General features: G+C 63.5%; 26 protein-coding genes. 10 read left to right on the top strand and 16 right to left on the bottom strand.

The features are described 5' to 3' along the window. Positions 1-9: 9 nt before the first annotated feature. A complete protein-coding gene (locus BUC08_RS10000; protein WP_037924215.1) occupies positions 10-1,722 on the bottom strand; it encodes a tetratricopeptide repeat protein in 1,713 nt (570 codons plus the stop codon). 176 nt (positions 1,723-1,898) lie between these two features. Between BUC08_RS10000 and BUC08_RS09995 the strand changes: the two genes are divergently transcribed. After that, the gene (locus tag BUC08_RS09995) at positions 1,899-2,246 is read left to right on the top strand and encodes an ArsR/SmtB family transcription factor (RefSeq protein ID WP_037924217.1); all 348 of its coding nucleotides are present in this window, start codon (positions 1,899-1,901) and stop codon (positions 2,244-2,246) included. Further along, complete coding sequence (locus BUC08_RS09990; RefSeq protein ID WP_037924221.1) at positions 2,236-2,700, top strand: SRPBCC family protein; 465 nt, start codon at positions 2,236-2,238, stop codon at positions 2,698-2,700. Before BUC08_RS09995 ends, BUC08_RS09990 begins: the two co-directional genes overlap by 11 nt. 50 nt (positions 2,701-2,750) lie before the next feature. Here the strand turns inward: BUC08_RS09990 and BUC08_RS09985 are convergent, their stop codons facing one another. Next, the gene (locus BUC08_RS09985; RefSeq protein ID WP_037924225.1) at positions 2,751-4,400 is read right to left on the bottom strand and encodes an electron transfer flavoprotein-ubiquinone oxidoreductase; all 1,650 of its coding nucleotides are present in this window, start codon (positions 4,398-4,400) and stop codon (positions 2,751-2,753) included. A 162-nt stretch (positions 4,401-4,562) separates the two neighbouring features. Continuing rightward, positions 4,563-5,015, bottom strand: a complete 453-nt coding sequence (gene soxR / locus BUC08_RS09980) for a redox-sensitive transcriptional activator SoxR (protein ID WP_037924227.1) — start codon at positions 5,013-5,015, stop codon at positions 4,563-4,565. Positions 5,016-5,096: 81 nt separating this feature from the next. Between soxR and BUC08_RS09975 the strand changes: the two genes are divergently transcribed. The 3 genes from BUC08_RS09975 (at position 5,097) to BUC08_RS09965 (ending at position 7,252) form a co-directional block, all read left to right on the top strand. Continuing rightward, on the top strand, positions 5,097-5,477 hold the full coding sequence (locus BUC08_RS09975; RefSeq protein ID WP_037924229.1) for a VOC family protein: 381 nt from the start codon (positions 5,097-5,099) through the stop codon (positions 5,475-5,477). A gap of 216 nt (positions 5,478-5,693) precedes the next feature. Further along, positions 5,694-6,164, top strand: a complete 471-nt coding sequence (greA, locus tag BUC08_RS09970; protein ID WP_037924232.1) for a transcription elongation factor GreA — start codon at positions 5,694-5,696, stop codon at positions 6,162-6,164. A 14-nt stretch (positions 6,165-6,178) separates the two neighbouring features. Continuing rightward, positions 6,179-7,252, top strand: coding sequence for a hypothetical protein (locus tag BUC08_RS09965; RefSeq protein ID WP_037924234.1), 1,074 nt, complete (start codon positions 6,179-6,181; stop codon positions 7,250-7,252). A gap of 12 nt (positions 7,253-7,264) precedes the next feature. Here BUC08_RS09965 and BUC08_RS09960 read toward each other — a convergent pair whose 3' ends face one another. Further along, positions 7,265-8,149 carry a LysR family transcriptional regulator gene (locus BUC08_RS09960; protein WP_174861638.1) on the bottom strand — a complete coding sequence of 295 codons (885 nt, stop codon included), beginning with the start codon at positions 8,147-8,149 and terminating at the stop codon, positions 7,265-7,267. 89 nt (positions 8,150-8,238) lie between these two features. Between BUC08_RS09960 and BUC08_RS09955 the strand changes: the two genes are divergently transcribed. Next, the gene (locus BUC08_RS09955) at positions 8,239-9,222 is read left to right on the top strand and encodes an aldo/keto reductase (protein ID WP_037924236.1); all 984 of its coding nucleotides are present in this window, start codon (positions 8,239-8,241) and stop codon (positions 9,220-9,222) included. Further along, on the top strand, positions 9,219-9,596 hold the full coding sequence (locus BUC08_RS09950; RefSeq protein WP_037924239.1) for a carboxymuconolactone decarboxylase family protein: 378 nt from the start codon (positions 9,219-9,221) through the stop codon (positions 9,594-9,596). Before BUC08_RS09955 ends, BUC08_RS09950 begins: the two co-directional genes overlap by 4 nt. Here the strand turns inward: BUC08_RS09950 and BUC08_RS09945 are convergent, their stop codons facing one another. Genes BUC08_RS09945 through BUC08_RS09930 form a run of 4 tightly spaced genes read right to left on the bottom strand, consistent with a single transcriptional unit; the run spans position 9,597 to position 13,691 of the window. Continuing rightward, complete coding sequence (locus tag BUC08_RS09945; protein WP_174861637.1) at positions 9,597-11,690, bottom strand: molybdopterin-binding protein; 2,094 nt, start codon at positions 11,688-11,690, stop codon at positions 9,597-9,599. Continuing rightward, the gene (gene mobB / locus BUC08_RS09940) at positions 11,690-12,181 is read right to left on the bottom strand and encodes a molybdopterin-guanine dinucleotide biosynthesis protein B (RefSeq protein ID WP_037924243.1); all 492 of its coding nucleotides are present in this window, start codon (positions 12,179-12,181) and stop codon (positions 11,690-11,692) included. Before mobB ends, BUC08_RS09945 begins: the two co-directional genes overlap by 1 nt. Continuing rightward, positions 12,178-12,804, bottom strand: a complete 627-nt coding sequence (gene mobA, locus BUC08_RS09935) for a molybdenum cofactor guanylyltransferase MobA (protein WP_037924245.1) — start codon at positions 12,802-12,804, stop codon at positions 12,178-12,180. The genes mobB and mobA overlap by 4 nt, the downstream gene beginning before the upstream one ends. After that, entirely contained in the window at positions 12,801-13,691 is an 891-nt protein-coding gene (locus BUC08_RS09930; protein WP_037924248.1) for a formate dehydrogenase accessory sulfurtransferase FdhD, read from the bottom strand. Before BUC08_RS09930 ends, mobA begins: the two co-directional genes overlap by 4 nt. 46 nt (positions 13,692-13,737) lie before the next feature. On the opposite strand from BUC08_RS09930, the gene BUC08_RS09925 reads away from it, so the two are divergent. Further along, complete coding sequence (locus tag BUC08_RS09925) at positions 13,738-14,445, top strand: AzlC family ABC transporter permease (protein ID WP_037924251.1); 708 nt, start codon at positions 13,738-13,740, stop codon at positions 14,443-14,445. Next, positions 14,442-14,765: an AzlD domain-containing protein gene (locus BUC08_RS09920; RefSeq protein ID WP_037924253.1), complete on the top strand. Its 324-nt coding sequence runs from the start codon at positions 14,442-14,444 to the stop codon at positions 14,763-14,765. Before BUC08_RS09925 ends, BUC08_RS09920 begins: the two co-directional genes overlap by 4 nt. A gap of 306 nt (positions 14,766-15,071) precedes the next feature. On the opposite strand, the gene BUC08_RS09915 is transcribed toward BUC08_RS09920, so the two are convergent. The 5 genes from BUC08_RS09915 to BUC08_RS09895 all read right to left on the bottom strand — a co-directional run bounded on the left by BUC08_RS09915 (position 15,072) and on the right by BUC08_RS09895 (position 19,184). Then, on the bottom strand, positions 15,072-15,671 hold the full coding sequence (locus BUC08_RS09915; RefSeq protein ID WP_037924255.1) for a hypothetical protein: 600 nt from the start codon (positions 15,669-15,671) through the stop codon (positions 15,072-15,074). 41 nt (positions 15,672-15,712) lie between these two features. Further along, entirely contained in the window at positions 15,713-15,847 is a 135-nt protein-coding gene (locus tag BUC08_RS09910) for an aa3-type cytochrome c oxidase subunit IV (protein WP_037924258.1), read from the bottom strand. Positions 15,848-15,948: 101 nt separating this feature from the next. After that, positions 15,949-16,419 (bottom strand): DUF6173 family protein, encoded by a 471-nt coding sequence (locus tag BUC08_RS09905; protein WP_037924260.1) that lies wholly within the window; start codon positions 16,417-16,419, stop codon positions 15,949-15,951. Between the two features lie 9 nt (positions 16,420-16,428). Further along, positions 16,429-17,472: an MBL fold metallo-hydrolase gene (locus tag BUC08_RS09900; RefSeq protein ID WP_037924262.1), complete on the bottom strand. Its 1,044-nt coding sequence runs from the start codon at positions 17,470-17,472 to the stop codon at positions 16,429-16,431. Continuing rightward, positions 17,472-19,184, bottom strand: a complete 1,713-nt coding sequence (locus BUC08_RS09895) for an acyl-CoA dehydrogenase (RefSeq protein WP_037924264.1) — start codon at positions 19,182-19,184, stop codon at positions 17,472-17,474. Before BUC08_RS09895 ends, BUC08_RS09900 begins: the two co-directional genes overlap by 1 nt. Before the next feature lie 143 nt (positions 19,185-19,327). On the opposite strand from BUC08_RS09895, the gene BUC08_RS09890 reads away from it, so the two are divergent. Then, entirely contained in the window at positions 19,328-20,269 is a 942-nt protein-coding gene (locus BUC08_RS09890) for an L-threonylcarbamoyladenylate synthase (RefSeq protein ID WP_037924267.1), read from the top strand. A gap of 61 nt (positions 20,270-20,330) precedes the next feature. On the opposite strand, the gene BUC08_RS09885 is transcribed toward BUC08_RS09890, so the two are convergent. Genes BUC08_RS09885 through BUC08_RS09875 form a run of 3 tightly spaced genes read right to left on the bottom strand, consistent with a single transcriptional unit; the run spans position 20,331 to position 24,331 of the window. Further along, a complete protein-coding gene (locus BUC08_RS09885) occupies positions 20,331-20,951 on the bottom strand; it encodes a TetR/AcrR family transcriptional regulator (RefSeq protein WP_051694128.1) in 621 nt (206 codons plus the stop codon). A gap of 21 nt (positions 20,952-20,972) precedes the next feature. Further along, the gene (locus BUC08_RS09880; RefSeq protein WP_051694130.1) at positions 20,973-22,703 is read right to left on the bottom strand and encodes an aldehyde dehydrogenase family protein; all 1,731 of its coding nucleotides are present in this window, start codon (positions 22,701-22,703) and stop codon (positions 20,973-20,975) included. Beyond that, positions 22,700-24,331, bottom strand: coding sequence for a long-chain-fatty-acid--CoA ligase (locus BUC08_RS09875; RefSeq protein WP_037924269.1), 1,632 nt, complete (start codon positions 24,329-24,331; stop codon positions 22,700-22,702). The genes BUC08_RS09880 and BUC08_RS09875 overlap by 4 nt, the downstream gene beginning before the upstream one ends. Positions 24,332-24,341 lie beyond the last annotated feature (10 nt).

Genomic DNA, 24,341 nt, shown 5'->3' with positions numbered 1-24,341 from the left:
GTTCAGCGGTCAAGGATCAACGGCCACTTTCAGGGGCGGCGCGCCCTCTTCGGCCAGCACCTTGTCCAGGCCGACCTCAAGCTTGCGGCGGATCCGGGCGGGATCGGCTTCACTGTTCTCCTCGGTGGCATCGACAAAGGACAGCGCCCGTCGCCACTGGAACCGCGCTTCGCGCTTGCGGCCCACGGCCCACAACGTGTCACCCAGGTGATCGTTGACAACCGCGTCAACCGGCTCAAGCTGGGCCGCGCGTTCCATGTGAACAATCGCCTCTTCGTAGCGTCCAAGCCGGTAAAGCACCCATCCGAGGCTGTCGATGATATAGCCACTGTCCGGGCTGGCCGCGACCGCCTGTTCGATCATCTCCAGGGCTTCGTCCAGATTGACCTGCTGCTCGACCATCGAATAGCCAAGATAATTCAGCACCTGCGGCTGACCGGGGTTCAACGCCAGCGCGTGACGGAAATCCGCCTCGGCCTCTTTCCACTGACCCAGACGTTCGTGTGCGATGGCGCGGGCATACAGCAGGAACCATTCGGCCCGCGCCCCCTCTGCCGTCAGTTCAAGCGCACGGTCATAGGCGGCAATGGATTCGGCAAACTGGTCCTGCTGGCGCAACACGTCGCCCAACGTGGAAAAGACCACCGGCAGATCGGGATAGCTGCGCGTCAGTTGCTCCAGCACTTCGATCGCCGCATCCGGCTTGTCCGCGCGGCGCAAGGCCGCGGCGCGCCCCAGTTCGGCGGCGTGAAAGGCCGGATCACTGGCGGGCACTTCCTTGTAGACAGCGATGGCCAGATCGTATTGGTCCAGTTCTTCCAGAAGCTCTGCATTCAACAGCAGCGCGTCCACATGGTTGGGACGCAGGTAGCGGGCCAGACGACCATAAAGCAACGTATAGTCCGCCGACGCCTCGCTGCGCAGCGCACCGGCCAGCGAATAGAACACTTCTGCCAACCCGTCGCGGGCCGAAGTGACATGGGTAAACGGCAGGGTTTCCCCCGCCTCAAGGGCCGTGATCACCCGTTCAAGCTCGGGGTCCAGGCTTCCGCCAAATGCCTCTTGCAGGCTCGCCACCGCATCGGCGTTGCGATCCAGCTGGCTCAGCACTTCGGCACGCGCCATGGCGCCACGTCGGGTGCGGACCATGGTGCCACTGTCGGTGCCCGAGAAAATCGCCTCAGCAGCCTCATATTCACCGCTCATCGCCAACGCCATCGCCTTGTGATAGAGCGCAAAGCCCTTCAGGCCCTGCTCGCGCGAAACCTTGTCAAAGCCCGCAAGCCCCGCTTTCAAATCTCCCGCGCCCACATGGGCCCAACCTGTCAGCAGACCATCGACCAGCGGCCCGATGCCTTGGGTGTCCATATCACGGTCCAGCAGCGCGTCGTAATCCTCGCGCTGCGCCATGTCGGCAATGATTGCCATATGCGCCGCCTGACTGCGCAGGCCCGCTTCTTCCATCTTCAGGGCGATCGGCAGCGCCTGTAACACGTCGCCCAGCAGCAAATGCGCCAGCGTCGCGTCCTCCATCAGGGCGGCGTTATCGGTGTCGTGCAACAGCGCGGTATCGTAATAGCGTGCCGCCATACCAAAATCGTTCAGATACGAAGCTTGCCGCGCCGCCAGATAGGGGCCTGCAACATCCTGCGCGGCCAGCGGCGTCGCCAGCGTCCAGATCAGGGCTGTGGCTGCGGTGCTTTTCAGAATGGTTCGGATCACGCGACTGCCTCGTCTGATTTCGTTTGGAATAAGGCTATCAGGTCTGCACGCGGGCGCAATGGGCCTGCGCGCGGGGTGGTAAACAAAGCTGTGAGTTACGGCGGCTAATTGCACAAGATGCGCGCAGGGTCATGGAGTCTCTTGTCAGATCACGGGAAATCTGAATACTTAGGAAAATGGCTAAGTATGATTCACACCTCGACCAGATATTCGCGGCCTTGGCCGATCCCACGCGGCGCGCCATCATGGACCGCCTGTCGCGCGGGCCTGCCACCACCAGCGAACTGGCCGCCCCGCATGACATGGCGATGCCGTCGCTGCTGGGACATCTGGCCAAGCTTGAAGGTGCCGGGCTGATCACCTCGACCAAGTCGGGGCGGACCCGCACCTATACGCGCACGGACGCCGCGTTCATGCCGGTGCAGAACTGGCTGGGCCAACAGTCCGACCTGTGGACCCGCCGCCTTGACCAACTGGAAGATTACGCAAGACAACTCGCAAAGGACCGCGCCAATGGAACTTGACCCCCAAACCGACCTGACCTTTACACGCAAAATCGACGTGTCCCCCGCCCTGCTTTGGGAATGCTGGACCACGCCGGAACACATCAAGGCCTTTTTCGTCCCCAAACCCCACAAGGTCACAGCCTGCGAGATCGACCTGAGGACCGGCGGGCGGTTCAACACCACATTTGAGGTTGAGGGCAACACGATGGAGAACAACGGCGTTTTTCTCGAATTGATCCCACAGCGCAAACTGGTGTTCACCGACACCTACAGCGAAGGCTGGAAACCCAACCCAGATCCATTCATGACCGCCATCGTCGAATTCGAAGACGACGGCGCAGGCGGCACGATCTACACAGCCACAGCACGCCACCGCTCTGCAGAAAGCCGCCAGAACCACGAAGATATGGGCTTTTTCGACGGCTGGGGCACCGTGGTCGACCAACTTGCGGCCTATGCCAAAACCCTCTGAACGCAAAAAGGCGGGCCTGCGCCCGCCTTTTTCTCACGCCACCAGGGGCATCACATGTTCGGGTAGTTCGGCCCGTCCCCGCCCTGCGGCGTGGTCCAGTTGATGTTCTGGCTGGGATCCTTGATGTCGCATGTCTTGCAGTGCACGCAGTTCTGGAAGTTGATGACAAAGCGCGGGTCCTTGCCGTCCTCTGTCACAAACTCGTACACACCGGCAGGGCAATAGCGCGCCGACGGACCGGCATAAACCGGCAGGTTCCGCTCGACCGGAATGCTTGGATCTTTCAGCTTCAGGTGCGCAGGCTGGCTTTCCTCGTGGTTGGTAAAGCTGAAGGCCACGTTGGTCAGACGGTCAAAGGACAGCTTGCCGTCCGGCTTGGGATAGCTGATTTCCTTGTGCTTTTCCGCAGGCTCGGTCGCATCCGCGTCGGACTTGCCGTGCCCCAGCGTGCCCAGCAACGAAAAGCCCAGCGTGTTGCACCACATGTCGAACCCGCCCAGCGCCAGCGATGCGGTCAGCCCGTATTTCGACCACAATGGCTTGACGTTGCGGACCTTTTTCAGATCCTTGCCGATGGCGCCGTTGCGCACCTCGTCCTCATATGCGGTCAACTCGTCGCCCGAGCGGTCCGCCTTGATCGCTTCAAACGCAGCCTCGGCCGCTGCCTTGCCGGACAGCATCGCATTGTGGTTGCCCTTGATACGCGGCACGTTGACCATGCCCACCGAACAGCCCAGCAGCGCCACACCCGGTGCCACCATCTTGGGCATCGACTGATAGCCGCCTTCGGTGATCGCCCGCGCGCCATAAGCCACGCGCTTGCCGCCTTTCAGCAGCTCGGCCACCATCGGGTGATGCTTGAACTGCTGGAACTCCATGTAGGGGAACACATAGGGGTTCTTGTAACCCAGGTGGACCACGAACCCGACATAGACCTGATTGTTATCAAGGTGATAGATGAACGAACCGCCACCCGCCTTGCTGCCCAACGGCCAGCCCATCGTGTGGGTGACGGTGCCTTCCTTGTGCTTGGCCGGGTCGATCTCCCAGATCTCTTTCATGCCAAGACCGAATTTCTGCGGTTCCTTGCCGGCCGACAGGTCGTATTTCGCGATGACCTCTTTCGACAGAGATCCGCGTACGCCCTCGCCCAGGAACACGTATTTGCCGTGCAACTCCATGCCCGGCTCATAGCTGTCCCCCTTGGTGCCATCGGCGGAAATGCCGAACTCACCTGCAACCACGCCCTTGACTTCGCCGTTTTCGCCGTAGACCAGTTCGGAACAGGCCATGCCGGGGAACACTTCGACACCCAGCGCTTCGGCCTGCTCGGCCATCCAGCGGCAGACGTTGCCCATCGACACGATATAGTTGCCGTGGTTGTTCATCAGCGGCGGCATGGGAAAGTTCGGGATACGGACCTGGCCCGCTTCACCCAGCATGTAAAAGTTGTCTTCCTTGACAGGGATCGTGACCGGCGCGCCCTTTTCTTTCCAGTCAGGGATCAGCGCATCCAGCCCGCAAGGGTCCAGCACCGCACCCGACAGGATATGCGCGCCCACTTCCGAGCCTTTTTCCAGCACGACCACGTTCAGATCGGCGTCCAGTTGTTTCAGACGGATCGCCGCCGAAAGACCCGCAGGCCCGGCCCCGACGATGACCACATCATATTCCATCGCTTCGCGTTCTGTATCGGCCATGCTCGGCGGCTCCTTGTGCAAAAGCGCGTGCAAACACCGCAACGCGCAACAATCTTTCGCGCTTGGCTAAACCACAGAGGCGGTCATTGCAATGGAAACACGTCGTCAACACGCCTCGGCTGCGACGGTTTTTCGCAGGACAGCGGCATGTGGGCAAAGCCTTCAGTCTGTCGGTCGATCACCCATCAAATACCGTGGCCCGGTGCCCTTCTCTCGCGCGCGGTCACCGGGGTTGTACAACGCACAGCTGTCCAGGCTCAGACAGCCGCACCCAATGCAACTGTCCAGCGTGTCGCGCATCCGCTCAAGCGTGTCGATCCGTTCATCCAGCGCCGCGCGAAAGCCTGTGCTGATACGGGCCCAGTCCGCCTTGGTCGGCACGCGGCCCTTGGGCAGAAGGTCCAGTTCGGCGCGAATCTGCGGCAGGGTAAAGCCGAACTGCTGCGCGATCATCACGAATGACAGCCGCCTGATATCCGCCCGCTCGAACCGCCGCTGTCCGCCTGCATTGCGCCAGGGGTCAATCAGCCCCTGTGCCTCATAATACCGGATCGCCGACACCGCCAAACCGGTCCGCGCCGCCAGATCACCAATGCTCAATCCATCTTTTGCCATGCTCAAAAAATCCCTTGACCTAAAGTTAAGTTTAGCAATTACGGTAGCAAAACACGGACCAAATCAAAAGGAAAATCCACCATGCCCGCCCACCTTGAACATGCCAATTTCACCGTCTCCGATCCTGCCGCCACCGCCGAGTGGATGTGCGACCTGTTCGGCTGGCACATCCGCTGGAAGGGCGACGCGATTGCAGGCGGTCACAGCATCCATGTTGGCACAGACGCGCATTATCTGGCGCTCTACAGCCCCGACGCGCCACAAAAGGCAAAGGAATCCAGCTATACCACCGTGGGCGGGCTGAACCACATTGCCGTCACCACCGACGACCTCGACGCGCTGGAAACCCGGATCAAGGCGCGCGGCTTTGTCACCAAGAACCACGCCGACTATGAACCGGGCCGTCGCTTTTACTTCCACGATTCCGACGGCATCGAATACGAGGTGGTGCAATATGACTGATCCTGCCATTCATCTTGCCAGGTAAACTCCGGGGGAACGCCGCAAGGCGTGGGGGTAGCGCCCCCCTCCAAAACCCGCGCATCAAGCCCGGCGGATCGGCGACATTCGTCCCCTCGACCACAGGCGGCCCTTGCAATCCCCCGCCGCAATAGGTCAGTTAGCATGCAACATTGACCGGCGGCCTCTTTGGCCGCCCAAATCTGCTGGACGTGACCTATGGAAAAGATCCCGATGACCCGCAAGGGTCACCAAGCCCTTGAGACCGAACTCAAGCACCTGAAATCCGTCGAGCGCCCTGCCATCATCAAGGCTATCGCCGAAGCGCGCGAACATGGCGACCTGTCGGAAAACGCCGAATACCATTCCGCCAAGGAAAAGCAGTCTTTCATCGAGGGACGCATCAAGGAGCTGGAAGGCGTTATTTCGCTGGCTGATGTGATCGACCCAACCAAGATGAAAGGCGCCATCAAGTTTGGCGCGACCGTCACCCTGGTCGACGAGGACACCGACGAAGAGAAAACCTATCAGATCGTGGGCGAATACGAGGCCAACATCGAGGCAGGCCTGCTGAACATCAAATCTCCCATCGCCCGCGCCCTGATCGGCAAGGAAGAAGGTGACAGCGTCGAGGTACACACCCCCGGCGGCGGCAAATCCTATGAAGTGCTGAAAATCGCGTTCATCTGATCGGAACTCCAGACATGGCCGACACGTCGCCCAGCGCAAACGCATCCAATCAGAGCCCGTCCCGCCCCGGGTCGCCGACATTGGCGCGCCCGACGCCGCTGGGTATCTATGACCGCCCGCGCTCCGAGGGCATCTCGGGAATCGAGATCGCCGCCATTGCCCTGTCTGCCATCTGGCTGCTGGGGTCGGCGGTCTTCTTTCTCAGCATGCCATCGGCGCCCGAGGGACAGGAGAGCGGCAACAGCGGACTGATGTTCCTGATGACCATGCTGGCCATCTTCATGCCGGTGGGCATGATCTGGGTCGCAGCCACGGCTGCCAAGGCCAGCCGCGTCATGCGCGAGGAAAGCCAGCGGTTGCAGGCGGCGATCGATGCCATCCGCCAGGCCTATATCGCTCAGCAGCACAGCCGCGATAAGTCGATTGAACCTTCCGTCGCGCGCAAGCTGGATGAAATCGCGGCGGCCGCCAAGAAAACCGAAACCACGTTGGCCACCTTCCACACCCGCCGCGACGCGGTGCAACCAGCCCGGCACACGCCCCCGCCCATGGCGCCGCAGGCTGCCGACGACCAGCCCAAGCTGGCCCTTGGCACCACGTCAGAAGAAACCGCGCCCCCCCTCGCGCGCGAGGATTTCATCCGCGCCCTGAATTTCCCTGAAACCGCCGAGGATGCCGCGGGCTTTTCCGCCCTCCGCCGCGCGCTCAAGGACCGGCCTACGGCCCAGATGATCCAGGCGGCCCAGGACATTCTGACCCTGCTCAGCCAGGACGGCATCTATATGGACGACCTGCGCCCCGACCGTGCCCGCCCCGAGATCTGGCGCAGCTTTGCCCAGGGCGCACGTGGCCGCAGTGTTGCCGCGCTGGGTGGCGTGCGGGACCGCTCTTCGCTGGCGCTCACTGCCGGGCGGATGAAACAGGACCCGATCTTCCGCGATGCCGCGCACCATTTCCTGCGCCGTTTCGACCGCAGCTTTGCCGCATTCGAGGCCGAAGCCGATGACGCCGATATCTCGGCGCTGGCCGACACCCGCACTGCGCGTGCTTTCATGCTGCTGGGCCGTGTGGCAGGGACGTTTGACTGACCAGCGGGACACCTATGTCCCGCGCAACCGCGCCGCGTGCGCATCAATCACGCCCACCAGATGATCCGCCACCACCCGCACCCGCTGTGAGGCCATCAGATCGCTGTGCATCACCAGCCAGATGTCCTGATCCACGCCCAATTCCACCGGCAGCCGTTCCAACCCTGCCTCCTGCGCCAGAAAATGCGGCAGCACGGCCAGTCCCAGCCCCGCCCTTGCCGCGCTCAGCTGTGAGGCGAGCGTAGACGTCACGACCACAGGCGCAGTGTCGCGAAAGCTGCGCGCCAGCCATTGTGCCGCCGGCAGGTCGCCAAAGCGGTCCGCCCAGCCGATATAGCTGTCCGCCTCGAACCCCACGCCCCCGCCGCGCTGCGCCATGTAGTCCACCGCGCCATACAGTCCAAAGCCCAGCGTTCCGATCCGCCGCACCGTCAGGTGCCCGCGTGTGGGCCGCACCATGCGCACCGCCAGATCCGCGTCCCGCTTGTGCAGGTTGACCGAGGCGACGTCCGTCGACACCTCGACCGTCAGCCCCGGATGCGCCGCCAGCAGCGAGGCCAGTGACGGAATCAGCAGCGGATTAGCCAGATTTTCCGCCGTCGCCAACCGCACGTGCCCGCGCACGCCGCGCCCCGCTTGAGCTGCACTTTGGAACCCTTCCATGGCCGCCTCCAACGCCTCGGCGCGGGGCATCAATGCGGTGCCCTCATCGGTCAACTGGTATCCGGTCTGTGCCCGCGCGAACAACGGCACACCCAGCGCCGCCTCCAGCCGTTCGATTCGCCGCGAAACAGTGGCCACGCCCGCGCCAAGGGACGCCGCCGCCCCAGTCAGCGTCCCGGTCCGCGCCACAGCCAAAAAGGCGGGCGTGTCGTTCCAGTTCAATGCATCTTCCATTTTTCGAAAACAGCCTTCTGATATTCTCTATATTTTTTCGAAATCAGAATACGCATCTTGTCCTCATTCCTCAACCGAAAGGACACGATATGCACCGCCGACATCTGACACCCGAATTTTCCGTCTCGGCCCTTGGCCTTGGCTGCATGGGGATGAGCGAATTTTACGGCCCCCGTGATGACACGCAATCGCTGGCCGTCCTGAACCGCGCCGCCGATCTGGGGGTTACGTTCTTCGACACCGCAGATACGTACGGCCCCCACCACAACGAGGAACTGTTGGGCCAATTCCTGCGCACCCGCAAACCACAGGCCGAGATTGCCACCAAGTTCGGCATCGTCCGCAACGCGGGCGAATACCGTCGCGAGATCGACAACAGCCCGGACTATGTGCGCCGTGCCTGCGAGGCCTCGCTAAAACGGCTGGGGGTCGAGCGGATCGACCTCTATTATGTCCACCGCATCAATCCCGCCCTGCCCATCGAAGAGGTGATGCACGCGCTGTCAGACCTGGTGGCGCAGGGCAAGATCGCCCACATCGGCCTGTGCGAGGTCAGCGCCCCCACCCTGCGCCGCGCTCATGCGGTGCATCCCGTGACGGCGGTGCAAACAGAATACTCCCTATGGACCCGCGAGGTTGAAGCAGAGGTTCTGCCCACCTGCGCGGAACTGGGCATTGGCTTCGTGCCTTACTCGCCGTTGGGGCGCGGGTTCCTGACGGGCGCGTTCGACAAGGAAACCACCTTTGGCAGCGGCGACTCCCGCGCGCACCTGCCGCGGTTTTCTGCTGACAACATGGCCAGCAACACCCGCATCGTCGACTGTGTCCGTCAATTGGCCACCGCCAAAGGCTGCACTCCTGCGCAGATCGCGCTGGCCTGGCTGCTGTCCAAGGGCGACCACATCGTGCCGATCCCCGGCACCAAACGGTTGAAATATCTCGAAGAGAACATAGCCGCCACCGACATCACCCTGAACACAGAGGAACAGACAACCCTCAATCGCGCCATCGCCGCACTGGACGTGGCGGGCGACCGCTATACCGCAGAAGGCATGAAAGGAGTGAACGCATGAGCACCCCCCGCACCGACCGGACCATCGCATTGCTTGAAACCCTGGAGAAAGGGGCGGCGGCCAAGGTGCAAGCCAACCTGAACAGCATGGCCCCTGACCTCTTCGACACGCTTCTGGGCTTCGGCCTGGTCGACGTGCTGGACCGCCCCGGCATCGACCTGCGCACCCGCGAGATGTTGACGGTGGCGGCGCTGACCGCGATGGGAACTGCGCCCGAGCAGCTTGAATTCCACATCCGCGCCGCCCTGAACACCGGCGTCACGCGAGAAGAAATCGTGGAAATCCTGTTGCAGATTGCGGTCTATGCCGGTGTGCCTGCCTGCATCAACGGCGTGGCGGCAGCGCGCAAGGCCTTTGAAGCCCACGGCATCTGATCACAGCCCGAAACCACCCCAGGGGATAAAGCGCACCGGATCACCGCGTTTGACCACCAGCGGGCCGTCGGGCAATTCCACCAGCCCCTCGGCCCAGCTCAGCCCGCTGATCCGGCCCGACCCTTCGGACCGGAACACCTCGGCCACGCCGTCCCGCATCCGGGCGCGCAAATATTCGCGGCGGCCCGGTTTCTTGGACTTTTCGAATCCCGCAGGCACCGTAAAGCCCTGCGGTTCCTGCCAACCGGACCCGGCCAGCAACGCCAGCGCAGGGGCGGCGAACACCAGCGTGCAAACCATCGCCGCCACCGGATTGCCCGGCAGCCCAAAGACTGGCGTGCCCTTCCACATCCCCAAGGCCAGGGGCCGCCCCGGCTTGACCGCAATGCGCCACAGCGCCAGCGCCCCCGCCTCGCGCAGCAGGGCCGACACGTGGTCCTCATCCCCCGCCGACGCACCACCGCTGGTCAGGATCGCGTCGACCTGCGCACCGTCCAAAGCCGCCGCCAGCGCGGCGCGGTCGTCTCGCACTCGGCCAAGGTCCACGGCCTGATGGCCCAGCCGCTTCAACAGCCCCAGCAACATCGGCCGATTGGCGTCGTAAATCTGTGTTTCGCCCGCATCCGTGCCCGCCTCGGCCAATTCGTCGCCCGTGGACAGCACACCAACCCGCAGGGGCGCGAATACCGGCACCGCACCGACACCCACCGCCGCCAAAAGCGCCAGATCGGCTGGGGTCAGCCGCCGCCCTTGCGGCAGCACCTCGTCGCCTGCAGCCACATCCTCGCCCGCGCGACGGCTGTTCGCGCCCGCCTTGACCGGCCCGTTGAACGCGATACGCCGCCCATCAACGGTCACGTCCTCTTGCAGCACCACGGTGTCCACGCCCGCAGGCAAGGCTGCCCCGGTCAGCACCCGCACAGCATGGCCCGCAGGAACCGCGCCGTCGAAATCACCGCCCGCCGCTGCACGCCCCGCAACCAGCGGCAATACATGAACGCCGGCCGCGCGGCCTCCGGCAAAGCCGTACCCGTCCACGGCGGTATTCGGACGCGGCGGGTTGGACCGCTGTGCCGTGACAGGGGCGGACAGCACACGACCCAGCGCGTGCTGGACGGCAACCGTTTCCACCTGTGCGACCGGCGTCAGCCGCTCTTGCAGCAAGGCCAAAGCCGCGTCCACCGGCGTCCAGTTCACACCGGGTGGCAAGGCAAAGCAGTCGTTGGACAGGGGCGGCGGCTGGGGGGCATCTACGCGCAGTGCACCGCGCAAGGCGTCCTCATGCCCCAGCCCCAAAATCCAGCCCTCTGCCGCATCGCCGTCAGCCAGCATCGCGGTCAACCGATCCGCTTTCAGCGCCGACAACACCTGCGCCAGAACCCGCACCTGTGCAGCATCCTTGATCTCGTCCGGCTGCGTCCGCGCCGCAATCTCGGGCGCAATCAGCGAGGGCCAGACCTCGACCAGCGCAATGCCTGCGTCCAACGGTTGAAACGGCCAGACCGCCAGATCATCCTCGAACCGCCGCCGCAACCGCGCCAGCACCGGCAAGCCCATCAGCGCCTGCGACCCCACCGACCCGGCGCCGCTGAGCTGCCAGACGGAAAAGGCCCCCTTCGCCAGCACCTCGGCGCGGCGACGCTCGGCAAAGGGGTTGGCGTAACCTGCCTTGGTGCGCGGCAACCCGTCCACGTCGCGTTTCAACCCATTGCCCCAGAACGGCCCCTTGCCGCCCAGCGACAGGTTGATCGCACCGGCCACGTCAAATCGGTTGTTGCCCTTGGGCGCATCCTCGATCCGTTCCGCGACCCAGTCCCACAAGGCCAGCGGATCATCCGTGCCCGCCGCAGCGCGCGCAAAGCCCTGCGGATAGCCAAAGGGGAAATCGAATCCGACCATCACCCGACGGCCCGCCGCCCGCTCGGCCAGCACCGTATCGCCAATCCAGCCCTCGGCCATCTGACGGTTGCGCAGATATACTGGTGCCTCTGCCACGCCCCGGCGCGCCACACAGGCCCAGATCGCATCGGCCCTGGGCGTCGGGCCACGGTCGTTGCCCCCGGACCAGTCCACCACGATCACTGTGTCGAACATCACAGACCCACCTGCGCCAGTATGAAATCGGCAATCGCTACCGTGTCGTCCAGATCGAACACAGGCACGCCCACATCCACCGCGCTGTCGCTGGCCACCGCCCGCACCGTCGGATCGTCGGGCGCGATCAGCGGATTGCCGGTCTCGGCCCTGTGTGCTTCGACCTTGGGGTGGGCGTCGCGCTTATACCCTTCGACCAGCACCAGATCGACCGGCGAAAGTTTTTTCAACAGCTCCGACAGCGGCAACTCATCCGCGCCGCGCATCTCGTGCATCAACGCAAAACGGTTGCGCGAGGCCAGCAGCACCTCGGATGCCCCCGCCACACGGTGCCGGTGGCTGTCCTTTCCAGGGTGATCCACGTCAAAGGAATGATGCGCATGTTTGACCGTGCTGACGGTGAACCCGCGCCCCGTGATCTCTGTCACCAGCCGTTCCATCAACCCTGTCTTGCCCGCGTTCTTCCAGCCGACAACGCCAAAAATCCTCATAGCATCGCCTCTGCTGCCGCCAGATCCTCGGGCGTGTTGACGTTGAAAAACGGATCGCCCGCGTCTGGAAACTCGGCCAGCCGCCCGTCGTGGGCGTCGGTCCAGATCACCACCTTGCGCAGTCCGCCGTTCAAGGCGGCGCGCAGGTCATCGCGCAGGGCCACGGGCCACAACCCGAACGTCGGGTGCCGGATCAGCCCACCCGTCATCGACCGCGTATCCGCATCGCCGCGCGGCGTCGCGGCCAACGCCAGCGGGTTGGCCATCCCTTCGGAGGCCCGCAGCAGACGCGGCACCAGATCGCAAGGAAAGAACGGCGTATCGCCAGCCACGGTCACAATTGCATCGGCCCCCTGACCGGCGGCCCAGTCCAGCCCGGCCAGCACGCCCGCCAACGGCCCTGCAAACCCGTCCACGCTGTCGGCCACAACCGGCAAGCCAAAGCCCGCAAACCGCGCCGCATCGCCATTGGCATTCAGCGCCAGCCCCGCCACCTGCGGCTCCAGCCGCGCGATCACCCGCGCCAACAGGGTCTGTCCGCCCAACGGCAACAGCGCCTTGTCACCGCCGCCCATCCGCGTGGCCAGACCACCGGCAAGGATCACGCCCAAGGGTTGCTTCATCCTTCGCCCCCCTTGCGGCCCGACTTGCGCGGTTCGTCCTGCACGGCAGCAGGATCAGCATCACGGATCAGACGATCCTCGCCCGCAAGACAGACAAACCGCTGCCCGCGCATCCGACCGATCAGGGTCAGCCCGACCTGCTGGGCAATCTCGACGCCCCAGGCGGTGAACCCCGAACGCGACGCAAGCACCGGAATGCCCATCATCGCGGTCTTGATCACCATTTCGGACGTTAAACGCCCTGTTGTGTACAAGATTTTGTCGTCGGCGCTCACGCCCTCGTCCAGCATCCAGCCCGCGATCTTGTCCACCGCGTTGTGGCGGCCCACGTCTTCCATATAGACCAGCGGACGGTCCTGATGGCACAGCACCGTCCCGTGGATCGCCCCTGCCTCAAGATACAGCGAGGGCGTGCGGTTGATCGCGGCACTTAGCGCATACAGCCAAGAAGTGCGCACGGGCGTGGCAGGCAGCACGACATCGTCCAGCCCCTCCATCATGTCACCAAAGACGGTGCCCACGGCGCAACCGCTGGTGCGGGTCTTTTTCTTCAGCTTGTCCTCGTGGTTGGTCTGACGCGCCGTGCGCACCACCACCACCTGCAACTCGTCATCGTAATCCACGCCGGTGACAACATCATCATCGCCCAGCATCCGCTGGTTGCGCAGAAAACCCAGCGCCAGATATTCGGGGTAATCGCCGATGGTCATGGCGGTGACGATTTCCTGCGCGTTCAGATAAATCGTCAGGGGCCGCTCCTCGACCACAGACAGATCAACCTGCGCGCCCGTATGGTCCCGCCCGGTCACGCTGCGGGTCAGTCCGGCACGTGCGGGCATGGGCGCTATCAGATAGCTGCCTGAATTGTCTTGCGTCGCCAATTGCATCCCCTGTCTTTGCCCGCTACCTCTAGACCAACACTAAGGTTTCACAATGTCCACCACCACACCGAAAACGGCCTTTTGGCGCGGCGTCCGCGACAGCGCCCCCTTTACACTTGTTGCAGGTCCCTTTGCCCTGCTCTTTGGCGTGATCGCCACCGAGGCGGGGCTGAACCTGTTCGAGGTCATGACCTTTTCGCTGGCCGTGATCGCAGGAGCAGCACAGTTCACCGCGCTGCAACTGATGCAGGAAAATGCACCCACCGTTGTCGTCATCATCTCGGCGCTGGCGGTGAACCTGCGGGTGGCAATGTATTCCGCCGCCCTCACCCCCTATCTGGGCCGCGCGCCGATGTGGCAACGGGTTTTTGCGGCCTATCTGCTGGTCGATCAAAGCTATGCGCTGAGCCATCAGAAGTTCGAGGCCGAGCCTGCGATGACCGTGTCCGAGCGGATGGGCTATTACATGGGCACCTGCATATTGGTGATGTCGGTCTGGTATGGTGCGAGCCTGGCTGGCGCGATCATCGGCAGCGCGCTGCCGCCACAGATCCCGATTGATTTCGCCCTGCCGATTGCATTCCTGGCCATGGTCGCCCCGGCCCTGCGCACCCTGCCCCATGTCATCGCGGCCTTTACGGCTGTCGTCGTCAGCCTGTTTGCCGCCTCTGTGCCGTGGTCGCTGGGGCTGATCATCGCGGGCGCCGCCGGCATGATCGCGGGCGCACAGGCCGAACTGTGGATGGAGCGCCGCACATGAGCACCCTGACCCTGTGGATTGTCATCATATCGCTGGGCGTGGGCAGCTTTCTGCTGCGCTTTTCGTTTCTGGGACTGGTCGGTGACCGTCCCCTGCCACCCTGGCTGCTGCGCCACCTGCGCTATACCGCGGTGGCAATCCTGCCTGCGATGGTAACGCCGCTGGTGGCCTTCTCGAACGAAGCAGGCACCGGACCCGAACCGGGCCGGCTGGTTGCGGCGCTTGTGGCTGTGGCGGTGGGTGCAAAAACCAAGAACGTGCTGGCGGCGATCGGGTCCGGTGCCGCGGTGCTGACGCTGTATATCCTGATCATGGGATAAGCGGCGGGCGGCTTTGTCACCGCCGTGCTGTGCGACGTCAGACGAAATTGACCTTTGCGCCATCGACTGACTAGAGACGCGAGCACCGGAGCGTCACGCAGATCGCAGCGAAGGGCAGGAAAGAGCCCTTTCCGCAATCCCCCGCGCGGGATCAAGGCCGCAGGCCGCCGCACAGCAAACCTTTGGCCCAAACCGTATTGAAGGACCGGTTTGGGCCAATATTGCGTGGCGCGGCGCGTTGATAGGATTCAGAAAACCTGGTGCATCGAGTCAATGGTGCGCGACGTTCGCCACCTGCCGCCAAGATCAAAGCTGGATATTGGCCACGCCGTCGACGATATCGCCTTCGTCGTTCTCGTAATATTTGTCAGTCACGACGCCCGGAAGCGCACCGAACTGATCCATCAGCTTGGCCGGGAACCACGTCGATTTGATGCCCTGGAACCCGGGGACCTGCGTCAGGATATCCGTGGTTGCCTGCGCACAGCGGGCGTCACCGACGTTGCCATAGCCACGCACCAGTTGCAGCACCCGTTCGGCCTGTTCGGCGGTCACGGGGACCGTCTGGCTGACCACATGATAGGTGCTGCGCGCATGGGCGCTTTTGTAGCTTTGCAGAACCGCAGGCGTGATCCCGTACAGAACGTCACCTTTTTCCGGCACGCGCGGATGCTTGTACGATCCAGCCGGGTCAAAGATCACCCGTTGCGAACCGTTCACCACCAATGCCGAATGCCCACCGCTGCCCGAGCGGTTGTTGACCACGGTCAACAGCGTCAATGACGGTGCCGAAGGGTCGCGATAGGCGCTGGCGGCAATCACTTCGGCTGGCGAATCGTTCACCGGCTTGATGGCACAGCCCGCCAGCCCTGCAATCAGCGACAGGGCAATCAGGATCGAACGCATGGGGTCAGTCTCCGGTGGTCTTGGCCAAGGGGTTCAAAGGCTCAGGAAATGAAAATCGCCATCAGAACCAGCACCGCGAGAATCACGATGACGCTCCATTTGGTCCATGCCATGAAGCCGTTAAACGTGTCTTCTTGCACCTTGATGTCCATCTCGCCGTGTTTATGGTCTGCCATCGGTCAGGCTCCTGTTTGTCTGGGTTGATCCACTTTGGCCGCTGGTTACTGCATTTGCGTGGCCCTGTCACGGTGTCAATGGCGCGCAGGGTGCATTCCCCTCAGCCCTGTTCCGTGCCTTCGTCCAGCGCCTGGGCCAGCCGGAAGCCGATGCGATTGGGGGCCTCTTGCTCGACGGCCTTGGGCAGGGCGCGCAACAGGACATTCAGCTGGGTTACATGCTGGATCAGTTGTGTGCGGGCCCCTGTGGGATCAGAGCCGTAAAAGGTAATCACGTCCGGGTCAAAGTACCCCATTCCCTCGATCCGCAGAACACCGGCGTCACCACCCGCAAAGCCCATGGCGACCTCGTGTTCGTTGTCCAGTTGCTGCTCGAAGTTCTTGATATAAAGCGCCAGCCGCTCATAGGCCCATTGCGCGGGGCTTTTCTGGCTGGCCGGTTTTCCGGTGATGCCCTTGGGGACCGGCTGGTCCTTGGCGTTCGCGGCATCAGGGTTGCTATGCACCTCATAGAGGCGAGGCATCACATCGGCCTCGATCGCCTCGGCGGTCGTCTTGATCTCGTCGTCCATCGTCACCCCTTACGCCTTTTGAAAGACCCAAGCCCCGTCGTCACGCAACGTGCGCGTGGCCAGTCCCGTCTGGTGAAGGTGCGACAAATGCGCAAAGGCTTCAACCATCGCAAGCCCGTATTCGCCCTCGCCGATCTTGCGCTTGAACAAAGGCGCATAGCATTCGGTGGCCGATTTGGGTGTGTCGATATACTCCAGCAGCCGTTTCAACGCGCCGTGGTGATTGTCGATCAACTGGCGCATCCGCGTGGGCAGTCCGGTAAAGGGCAACTTGTGCCCACCCAGAACCAGATGATCCGGCCGCGCCAACGGCTCCAGCCGCGCGCAAGCCTCCAGCCATTCGCCAATCGGGTCGGCCATGGGTTCGGTCGCGTGCACGCCCACATTTGGGCTGATCGACGACAGGATCTGGTCGCCTGACAGCACAAGGTTGTCGTCACGGCTCCAGAAGGTCGCATGTTCCGGCGCATGGCCGTTGCCCATGTGAATATCCCAGGTGCGCCCGCCGATGCGGATCGTCTGACCCTGCTGGATACGGGTATAACCCAGCGGGATGGGAGCGACGATATCGGCAAAGTTGAACGGCCGCTCACCCGCGCGTTTCTGGTACAGGTCCGGGTCCATCCCCGCGCTGCGATAAAACGCCAGCGTTTCGGGCAAGGGGGTCTCCTGAACATCCAGAACCAGCATCCGCGCCATCAGCCAAGCGGTCCGCGTTGTCACGACTTCGGCTCCGAACTCACTTTGGAACCAGCCCGCCAGCCCGATATGGTCCGGGTGGTGATGCGTGACGATCACGCGGCCCACAGGCTTGCCCCCCAAGGGACCGGCCATCATTTCCTGCCACAGCCTGCGGGTCTTGCCATTGTCTAAGCCGGTGTCGATCACCGTCCAGCTGTCGCCGTCATCCAATGCATAGATATTGACGTGATCCAGCTTCATCGGCAGCGGCAGACGAAACCACAACACGCCTTCGGCCACTTCGACGGCGGTGCCGTGTTCGGGCGGCTCGGGCCACGGATATCTCAGCCCCTGGGGCGCACCATCTGCCATCAGGCGGCCAACTCGTCAGCGCTCAGCGCCATCAGCGCCTTGGCACCCGCCTGGGCGTAAACCAGCAACCCTTCATGCTCGGGCAGCAAACGCTGGATGTAGAATCGCGCCAGCTTTTCGCGTGGCCCGCCGACTGCATCGGCCAGCGCCGCCTTCAGGTGCAAATGACCGCCCAGCACCCGCGCAAAGGCGCGCAGGTAAGGGACCGCACCGGCAAAGCGGTCTTCCATGTCCTTTTGCGACACCAGCCATTCGGTCGCCTCGCGCAGGTTCTCCGACGCCTGCCACACCGCCTCGCCCATACGGGGGAAGCGTTCGCGGGCCGCCTCGGCCTGTTCCTCGATCGCATCGATCAGCGCGTGGGCCGCCTCGCCGCCATCCATCATCTTGCGCGCGACAAGGTCCATCGCCTGAATGCCGTTGGTGCCCTCGTAAATCGAGGTCACGCGCACATCGCGGCAGAACTGCGCCGCGCCGGTTTCCTCGATAAAGCCCATGCCGCCGTGCACCTGCACGCCCTGTTGGGCCACATCGATCCCCACATCGGTGCCAAAAGCCTTGGCAATTGGCGTCAGGAACGCCGCGCGTGCCTTCCATTCAGGCGCGCCCGTGGCGGTGTGCATGTCGATCGCCACGGCGCAGGACAGCGCAATGGCGCGGGCGGCGAACACGTCCGCTTTCATCGACGCCAGCATCCGGCGCACGTCGGCGTGGTCGACGATGCTGCCAGTCGGGCCTTGGGTCTTGCCCTGCTTGCGGTCCAGCGCATAGGCCAGCGCATGCTGGAACGCGCCTTCGGCGATGCCGACGCCCTGCGTGCCGACGCCAAGCCGTGCGTTGTTCATCATGGTGAACATCGCCGCCATGCCACCCTGTTCGGGGCCGACCAGCCAGCCTTGGGCACCGTCATATTGCATCACGCAGGTGGGCGAGCCGTGCAGGCCCAGCTTGTGCTCCAGGCTGACCACCTTCAGGCTGTTGGCCTTGCCGGGGTTGCCGTCCGCGTCTGGGATATACTTGGGCACCAGGAACAGGCTGATCCCCTTGGTGCCCGCAGGTGCGCCCGGCAGACGCGCCAGCACCAGATGGCAGACATTGGCGGCAAAGTCGTTGTCGCCCCAGGTGATATAGATCTTTTGGCCCGTGATGCTGAACGACCCGTCGCCGTTGTCCTCGGCCTTGGTCGACAGCGCGCCCACGTCCGATCCCGCTTGCGGCTCGGTCAGGTTCATGGTGCCGGTCCACTCACCGCTGATCAGCTTGGGCAGATAGGTTTCCTTGAGCGCGTCGCTGGCGTGATGCTCCAGCGCTTCGATCTGGCCCTGCCCCATCAATGGCGCCAGTTGCAGCGCCAGACAGGACGCGCTCATCATATCGTTCACGGCGGTGTTCAGCGCCATCGGCAATCCCATGCCGCCATGCTCGGGGTCCGCGGTGATCCCGATCCAGCCGCCATCGGCAATCGCCTTGAACCCTTCGGCAAAGCCGGGGGAGGTCCGCACAACTCCGTTTTCCAGGTGCGCAGGCTTGAGATCACCATTGCGTTGCAGCGGTGCCATCACCTCTTCGCACATTTTCCCGGCCTCGGTCAGGATCGCGGCGGTCACATCGCTGCTGGCCTCCTCGAACCGTTCGGTGGCGCGCACCTGGTCCAATCCGACCACGTGATCAAACAAGAAGGTGAAATCATCAACAGGGGCGCGATAGGGCATGTGCAAACTCCTCAGAATTACGCCGCACCCTTGGCAATGCCCAGCGCGGTCATTAATGCGGGCGACGGGGGCAGCTTTGCGCGGTAACATGGGCTTTCCCGCCCCTCTAAGGCAACATCAACGCGGCGTCACGCACGGATCACATGAACCAGACCAAAACCCTCCACCTGCACCCCGATGCCGACGGCATCGCCCGCGCCGCCGCCCTGCTGGCTGAGGGCGCGCAAGTCGCCTTTCCGACAGAGACAGTGTACGGGCTGGGCGCAGACGCGCGCAACGGGCAGGCAGTGGCAGGCATCTATGCCGCGAAGGGCCGCCCCAGCTTCAACCCGCTGATCGTGCATGTGCCGGATGTGGACACGGCCCGCGCGCTGGTGGAGTGGACCGACACCGCCGACCGGCTGGCCTCCGCCTTCTGGCCCGGTGCCCTGACACTTGTGCTGCCGCTGGCGCGCGGTCACGGCCTGTCGTCGCTGGTCACCGCGGGGTTGGAGACCGTGGCCGTACGCGTGCCGCAGCATCCCACGGCACAGGCGCTGCTGAACGCCGCCCAGATGCCCGTCGCCGCCCCCTCGGCCAATGTGTCGGGCCGCATCAGCCCCACAACCGCGCAACATGTCCTCGACGGCCTGTCGGGCCGCATCGCCGCCGTGCTGGACGACGGCCCCTGCCCCGTGGGCGTGGAAAGCACGATCCTGTCGCTGGCAGGCACGCCCACGCTGCTGCGCCCCGGCGGCCTGCCGGCCGAGGCCATCGAGGCAGCCCTTGGCACCCCGGTCAGCCGCGATGCGGGCGACGCGATCACCGCCCCGGGCCAACTCGCCTCGCATTACGCCCCCGGTGCGACGGTGCGCCTGAACGCCACCAGCGCACAGGCGGGCGAGGTCCTGCTGGGCTTTGGCAAGATCAAGGGTGACTTGACATTAAGCGCCTCGGGTGACCTCGCCGAGGCCGCCGCCACATTGTTCGACGCGTTGCACCAGCTTGACCGCACCGGCAAACCCATCGCTGTCGCCCCGATCCCGGCCACAGGCCTGGGGGCTGCCATCAACGACCGGCTCAAACGCGCCGCCGCGCCGCGCTGAGATCCTTCATCTTGCTGGACAAACTCCGGGGGAGCGCCACAAGGCGCGGGGGCAGAGCCCCCTAAACCACTGTCCCGAAGTGCGCGGACACCTGCGCCTCGAACGCCGACGGCGCATCCGTGTCCCCGGCCAGATACCGCTGCAAATGAAAGCGGAATGCCGCATCCAGTATCAGGTACACGGCCTGCGCCCGCGCCTGATCCGCAGGCTGGCCCAGCCGGTCCAGCAACCGCACCACCAGCGCGATCATCGCCGCCTCGATCTCGAAGACCACTTCTTCGAAAGCCGGATCGAACATCGCCTGTGACCGTACGTCATACCACAGCCTGTGCGTTTCGGCATCGCGGCGGATCGACAGGGCAAGCCGCTTGATGAACCGCGCGAGCAGTGCGTCCGGCGCATCGCCGGTCCGCACGATGTCGTCCATCTGCGCCACGAACCCCACCTTGTAGCGCCGCACACAAAAGCCGATCAGGTCGACCTTGTCCTCGAAATAATAATGCAGCGTCCCCACGGCGACACCCGACATCGCGGCAATGTCGCGCAGGCTGGTGCGCGCATAGCCAAGCTGTTTCAGCGCGGTGATCGCGTGATCGGCCAGTTCCTGTTTTTTGCGCGCCCGCTTTGCGGATTTTGCATCGGCTTGCTGGCTCAGACGTTCAATTTTATCAATCTTGGTCAATATCTTGCCCCGTAGGTCCGGTCAGCCCCGCAAGGCGTTGATAAAAATTCCCGGCAACTTAAACCAGCTTGGCCGGTGTTGAAAGCGGGTCAGCAACCGGCCGACCACATGCTGACGGCGGTTGGTCACGAACCACGGCGGGCGCGGCAGCAGCGTCATACCACCCGAAAGCAGGTTGCGTGGAAAGGGCCGCCACGGCGCACGGATCACCACCCGCTCGGGCGCGTCGAACATGAACGTGTTGTGCACAAATCCGATCCCGCTCGACACGTCCTGCAGGGTGTGCCCGGGAAACGCGCCCCAAGGGCAAGCCGTCGACAGAAACGCCAGCCCGGTCCACGCATTGATCGCGATGGTGCCATAGTGCAGGTCAGCGATGATTTCCTCGAACCGTTTGCGCCTGATCTGCCGGATCGTGGCGGGGTGGATCAGGATGTTGGCCCCCAGTGTACCGCTGAGTGTTTCATTGGCATAGCGCACCGCTGCGACCAGATAGGCCGCCGGATCGTTGCCCCCGATCTCGTGCGTGGACAAGGCAGGGGCAAAGACCTCGTTGCGCGCAAACCAGCCATCCGCATCCGCAGGCGCGACGATACAGGCGGGGGCTGCGCCACGGTCGAACCGGTCGGCCTGCAGTGCATGATCGGCAAAATCTTGCATCCGTCCCTCGGCCCCCGGATAATAGGCCTGCCGTGCATCCAGCCCGGCCATCACCGCGCGCAGCTTGTCCAAAAGCCTGTCCTTCTGCGGCCAGTCGGCGGGCAGGATCAGCATCTGGCAGGCCACACAGTTGAAACCCGAGTTGTGAAGTTTCTGCGTCGCAAGATGCTCGGCCTGAAACTGCAGGTCAGCCTCGCTCCAGTGGCCCGGCACCACAATCGTCGGACAGACCGCGCCCAGTTCCGAGGTGATCGGCTTGTCGATCTTCGGCGTTCCGGCCCGCTTGTTCTCCACGGCTTCCTGACCCACGCCCCAGACGATCATGTCGTGCGAGGCAGCGGCACCGGTGATGTGGATTTCCTCAACCAGCGGATGGTTGCACAGATAGCCGCCCACCTCGGCCCCGCCGCGCACGATGCGCAGCGCGTCGCGGTCGATCAACGGCTTCAGCGCGGCCTCAAGGTATTCGGTCAGATAATCGTTCACCGGGTTCATCTTGAGGACAACCACCTGATGTTCGGCAAACAGCTTTTGAAAGGCATCCAGCGGCGCGATGGACGCGATATTGCCTGCGCCCAGCACCAGCGCCAGCTTGCCCTGCCTCTGCGCGGGCGGCGTGTCATAGGCCTGCGCCGTGTGTTGCGGCAGGCTCTGCGCTGTGACGTCGGGCTGCATCCAGACATCCGCCGTCACACCCGACAAAAGCAACCGGTCCCAGATCGAATGCGGCACCACGCGCACCGACAGTTGCCCGTTCGCCGTCTGTCGCGTCGGCAAATGGGACAGAAACGCCTTGCCCTCCATCTGCGACAGCGTCTGCATCAAGCCGTTGCACGCCGACATCACGGCATAAGGCCCCGAGAGCCATTCCTCGCCCACCAGCGGAGAGCCTGACGGGATCAGCTTGTGCCGCGCTGCCGTTTCGGCCCAACCTTCGGACACCTCCATCAAGCGATCCTTGATCTCGGACAGGATTTCAATGCGTTCGGCAATGGGGGTCTGGGCCCAAGCGTCCTTTCCCCGGGACAACGCGCCAAGTGCGGTGTCAATGACGCTGAAATCGGGAATGATGTCCTGTGCTATCTGGTTCATGTTCCCCCGTCCTCCATCAGGACGTCGCCGTAGGTTTCACGCAGCTTGTTTTTCAGCACCTTGCCGGTGGCGCCCAGCGGCAGCTCCTCGACAAAGATCACCCGGTCCGGCACCTGCCAGCTTGCAACCTTGCCATCGTATGCGGCCAGAACCTCCGCCTCGGTCGGATTGGCGCCCACAACCGGCACGGCCAGCACCACTGGGCGCTCGTCCCATTTCTTGTGCCGCGCAGCGATAGCGGCAGCGTTGGCGATCTGCGGGTGTGCGATGGCGATGTTCTCAAGCTCGACCGTCGAAATCCATTCGCCACCCGATTTGATGATATCCTTGGAACGGTCGCGGATGATCATGAACCCATCTGCATCCAGCGTTGCCACATCGCCGGTGTCGAACCAGCCGTCCTCGGTCAGCGCGGTCTTGTCCTGACCGAAGTAGCTTTCAACGATCCAAAGCCCCCTGATCTGCAATTCACCCTGCGTCTTGCCATCGCGCGGCAATTCCTTACCGTCTTCGTCCACAATCCTCAGTTCCACACCATAGGGCGGCCGCCCCTGCCCCTCGCGCAGGCGCGCCTGGGCGTCGACACTCAGCCCTGTGTGCTTTTGCAAAAGCTGGTTCAACGTCCCCAGCGGCGAGGTTTCGGTCATCCCCCAGGCGTGGATCAGTTCCACGTCGTATTTGTCACGGAATGCCGCGATCATGGAGGGCGGCAAGGCCGATCCGCCCACCACTGTACGGGTCATTGACGCGGCCTTCAGGCCGGTCTTTTCCAGCCCCGCCAGCAATCCCATCCAGATTGTCGGCACGCCAAGTGACAGGGTGACCTGCTCGGCGTCGATCAGCCGGGCCAGGCTTTCACCGTCCAGTTGCGGCCCCGGCAAGACCAGCTTTGCACCGGTGTGTGCCGCCACATAGGGCACGCCCCAGGCGTTGACGTGGAACATCGGCACCACCGGCATGACCACGTCACGCGCGGCAATCGCCATCCCGTCCGGCTGGTTGCCCGCAATCGAATGCAGCACCGTTGACCGATGCGTATATTGCACACCCTTGGGGTTGCCCGTCGTCCCGGAGGTATAGCACAGCGCGGCAGGTGTGTTTTCGTCCAGCACCGGCCAATCGTATCCGGCATCGCCTGTTTCCAGAAGTTCATCGAAAAAGAGCAACCCGTCCACCATTCCGGCAGCTTCGTCGTCACGCGGTCCCAACAGGATGAAATGTTTCACCGATTTCAGATGCGTTCCCAGCTTGGCCGCCACCGGCAGGAAAGTCCGGTCCAGGAACATCACCTGATCCTCGGCGTGGTTGATGATATAAATCATCTGCTCGGGCGTCAGGCGCGGGTTCAACGTGTGCGTCACCCGCCCGCTGCCAGCGACGCCAAAATAGATTTCCAGATGGCGTCGGTTGTTCCAGGCAATCGTTCCGCACCGCGCACCCGCGTCCACCCCAAGCTTGTCCAAAGCGTGGGCCAACCTGCGTGCATTTGCCCCCACCGTACCCCAGTTCGATCGGTCCACCGTCCCGTCGGTCTCAACCGACACAACCTCGGTGCCACCGTGATAGGTTTGCGCATGCGCGATCAGCGAAGAGATCGTCAGCGGTTGGCTCATCATTGTTCCGTTCATCGTACTCTCT

The sequence above is a fragment of the Pseudosulfitobacter pseudonitzschiae genome (assembly GCF_900129395.1).
GTDB classification, from domain to species: Bacteria; Pseudomonadota; Alphaproteobacteria; order Rhodobacterales; family Rhodobacteraceae; genus Pseudosulfitobacter; species Pseudosulfitobacter pseudonitzschiae.
Note: the sequence above shows the minus strand (reverse complement) of the source record. Positions and strands in the feature narration are given on the sequence as shown.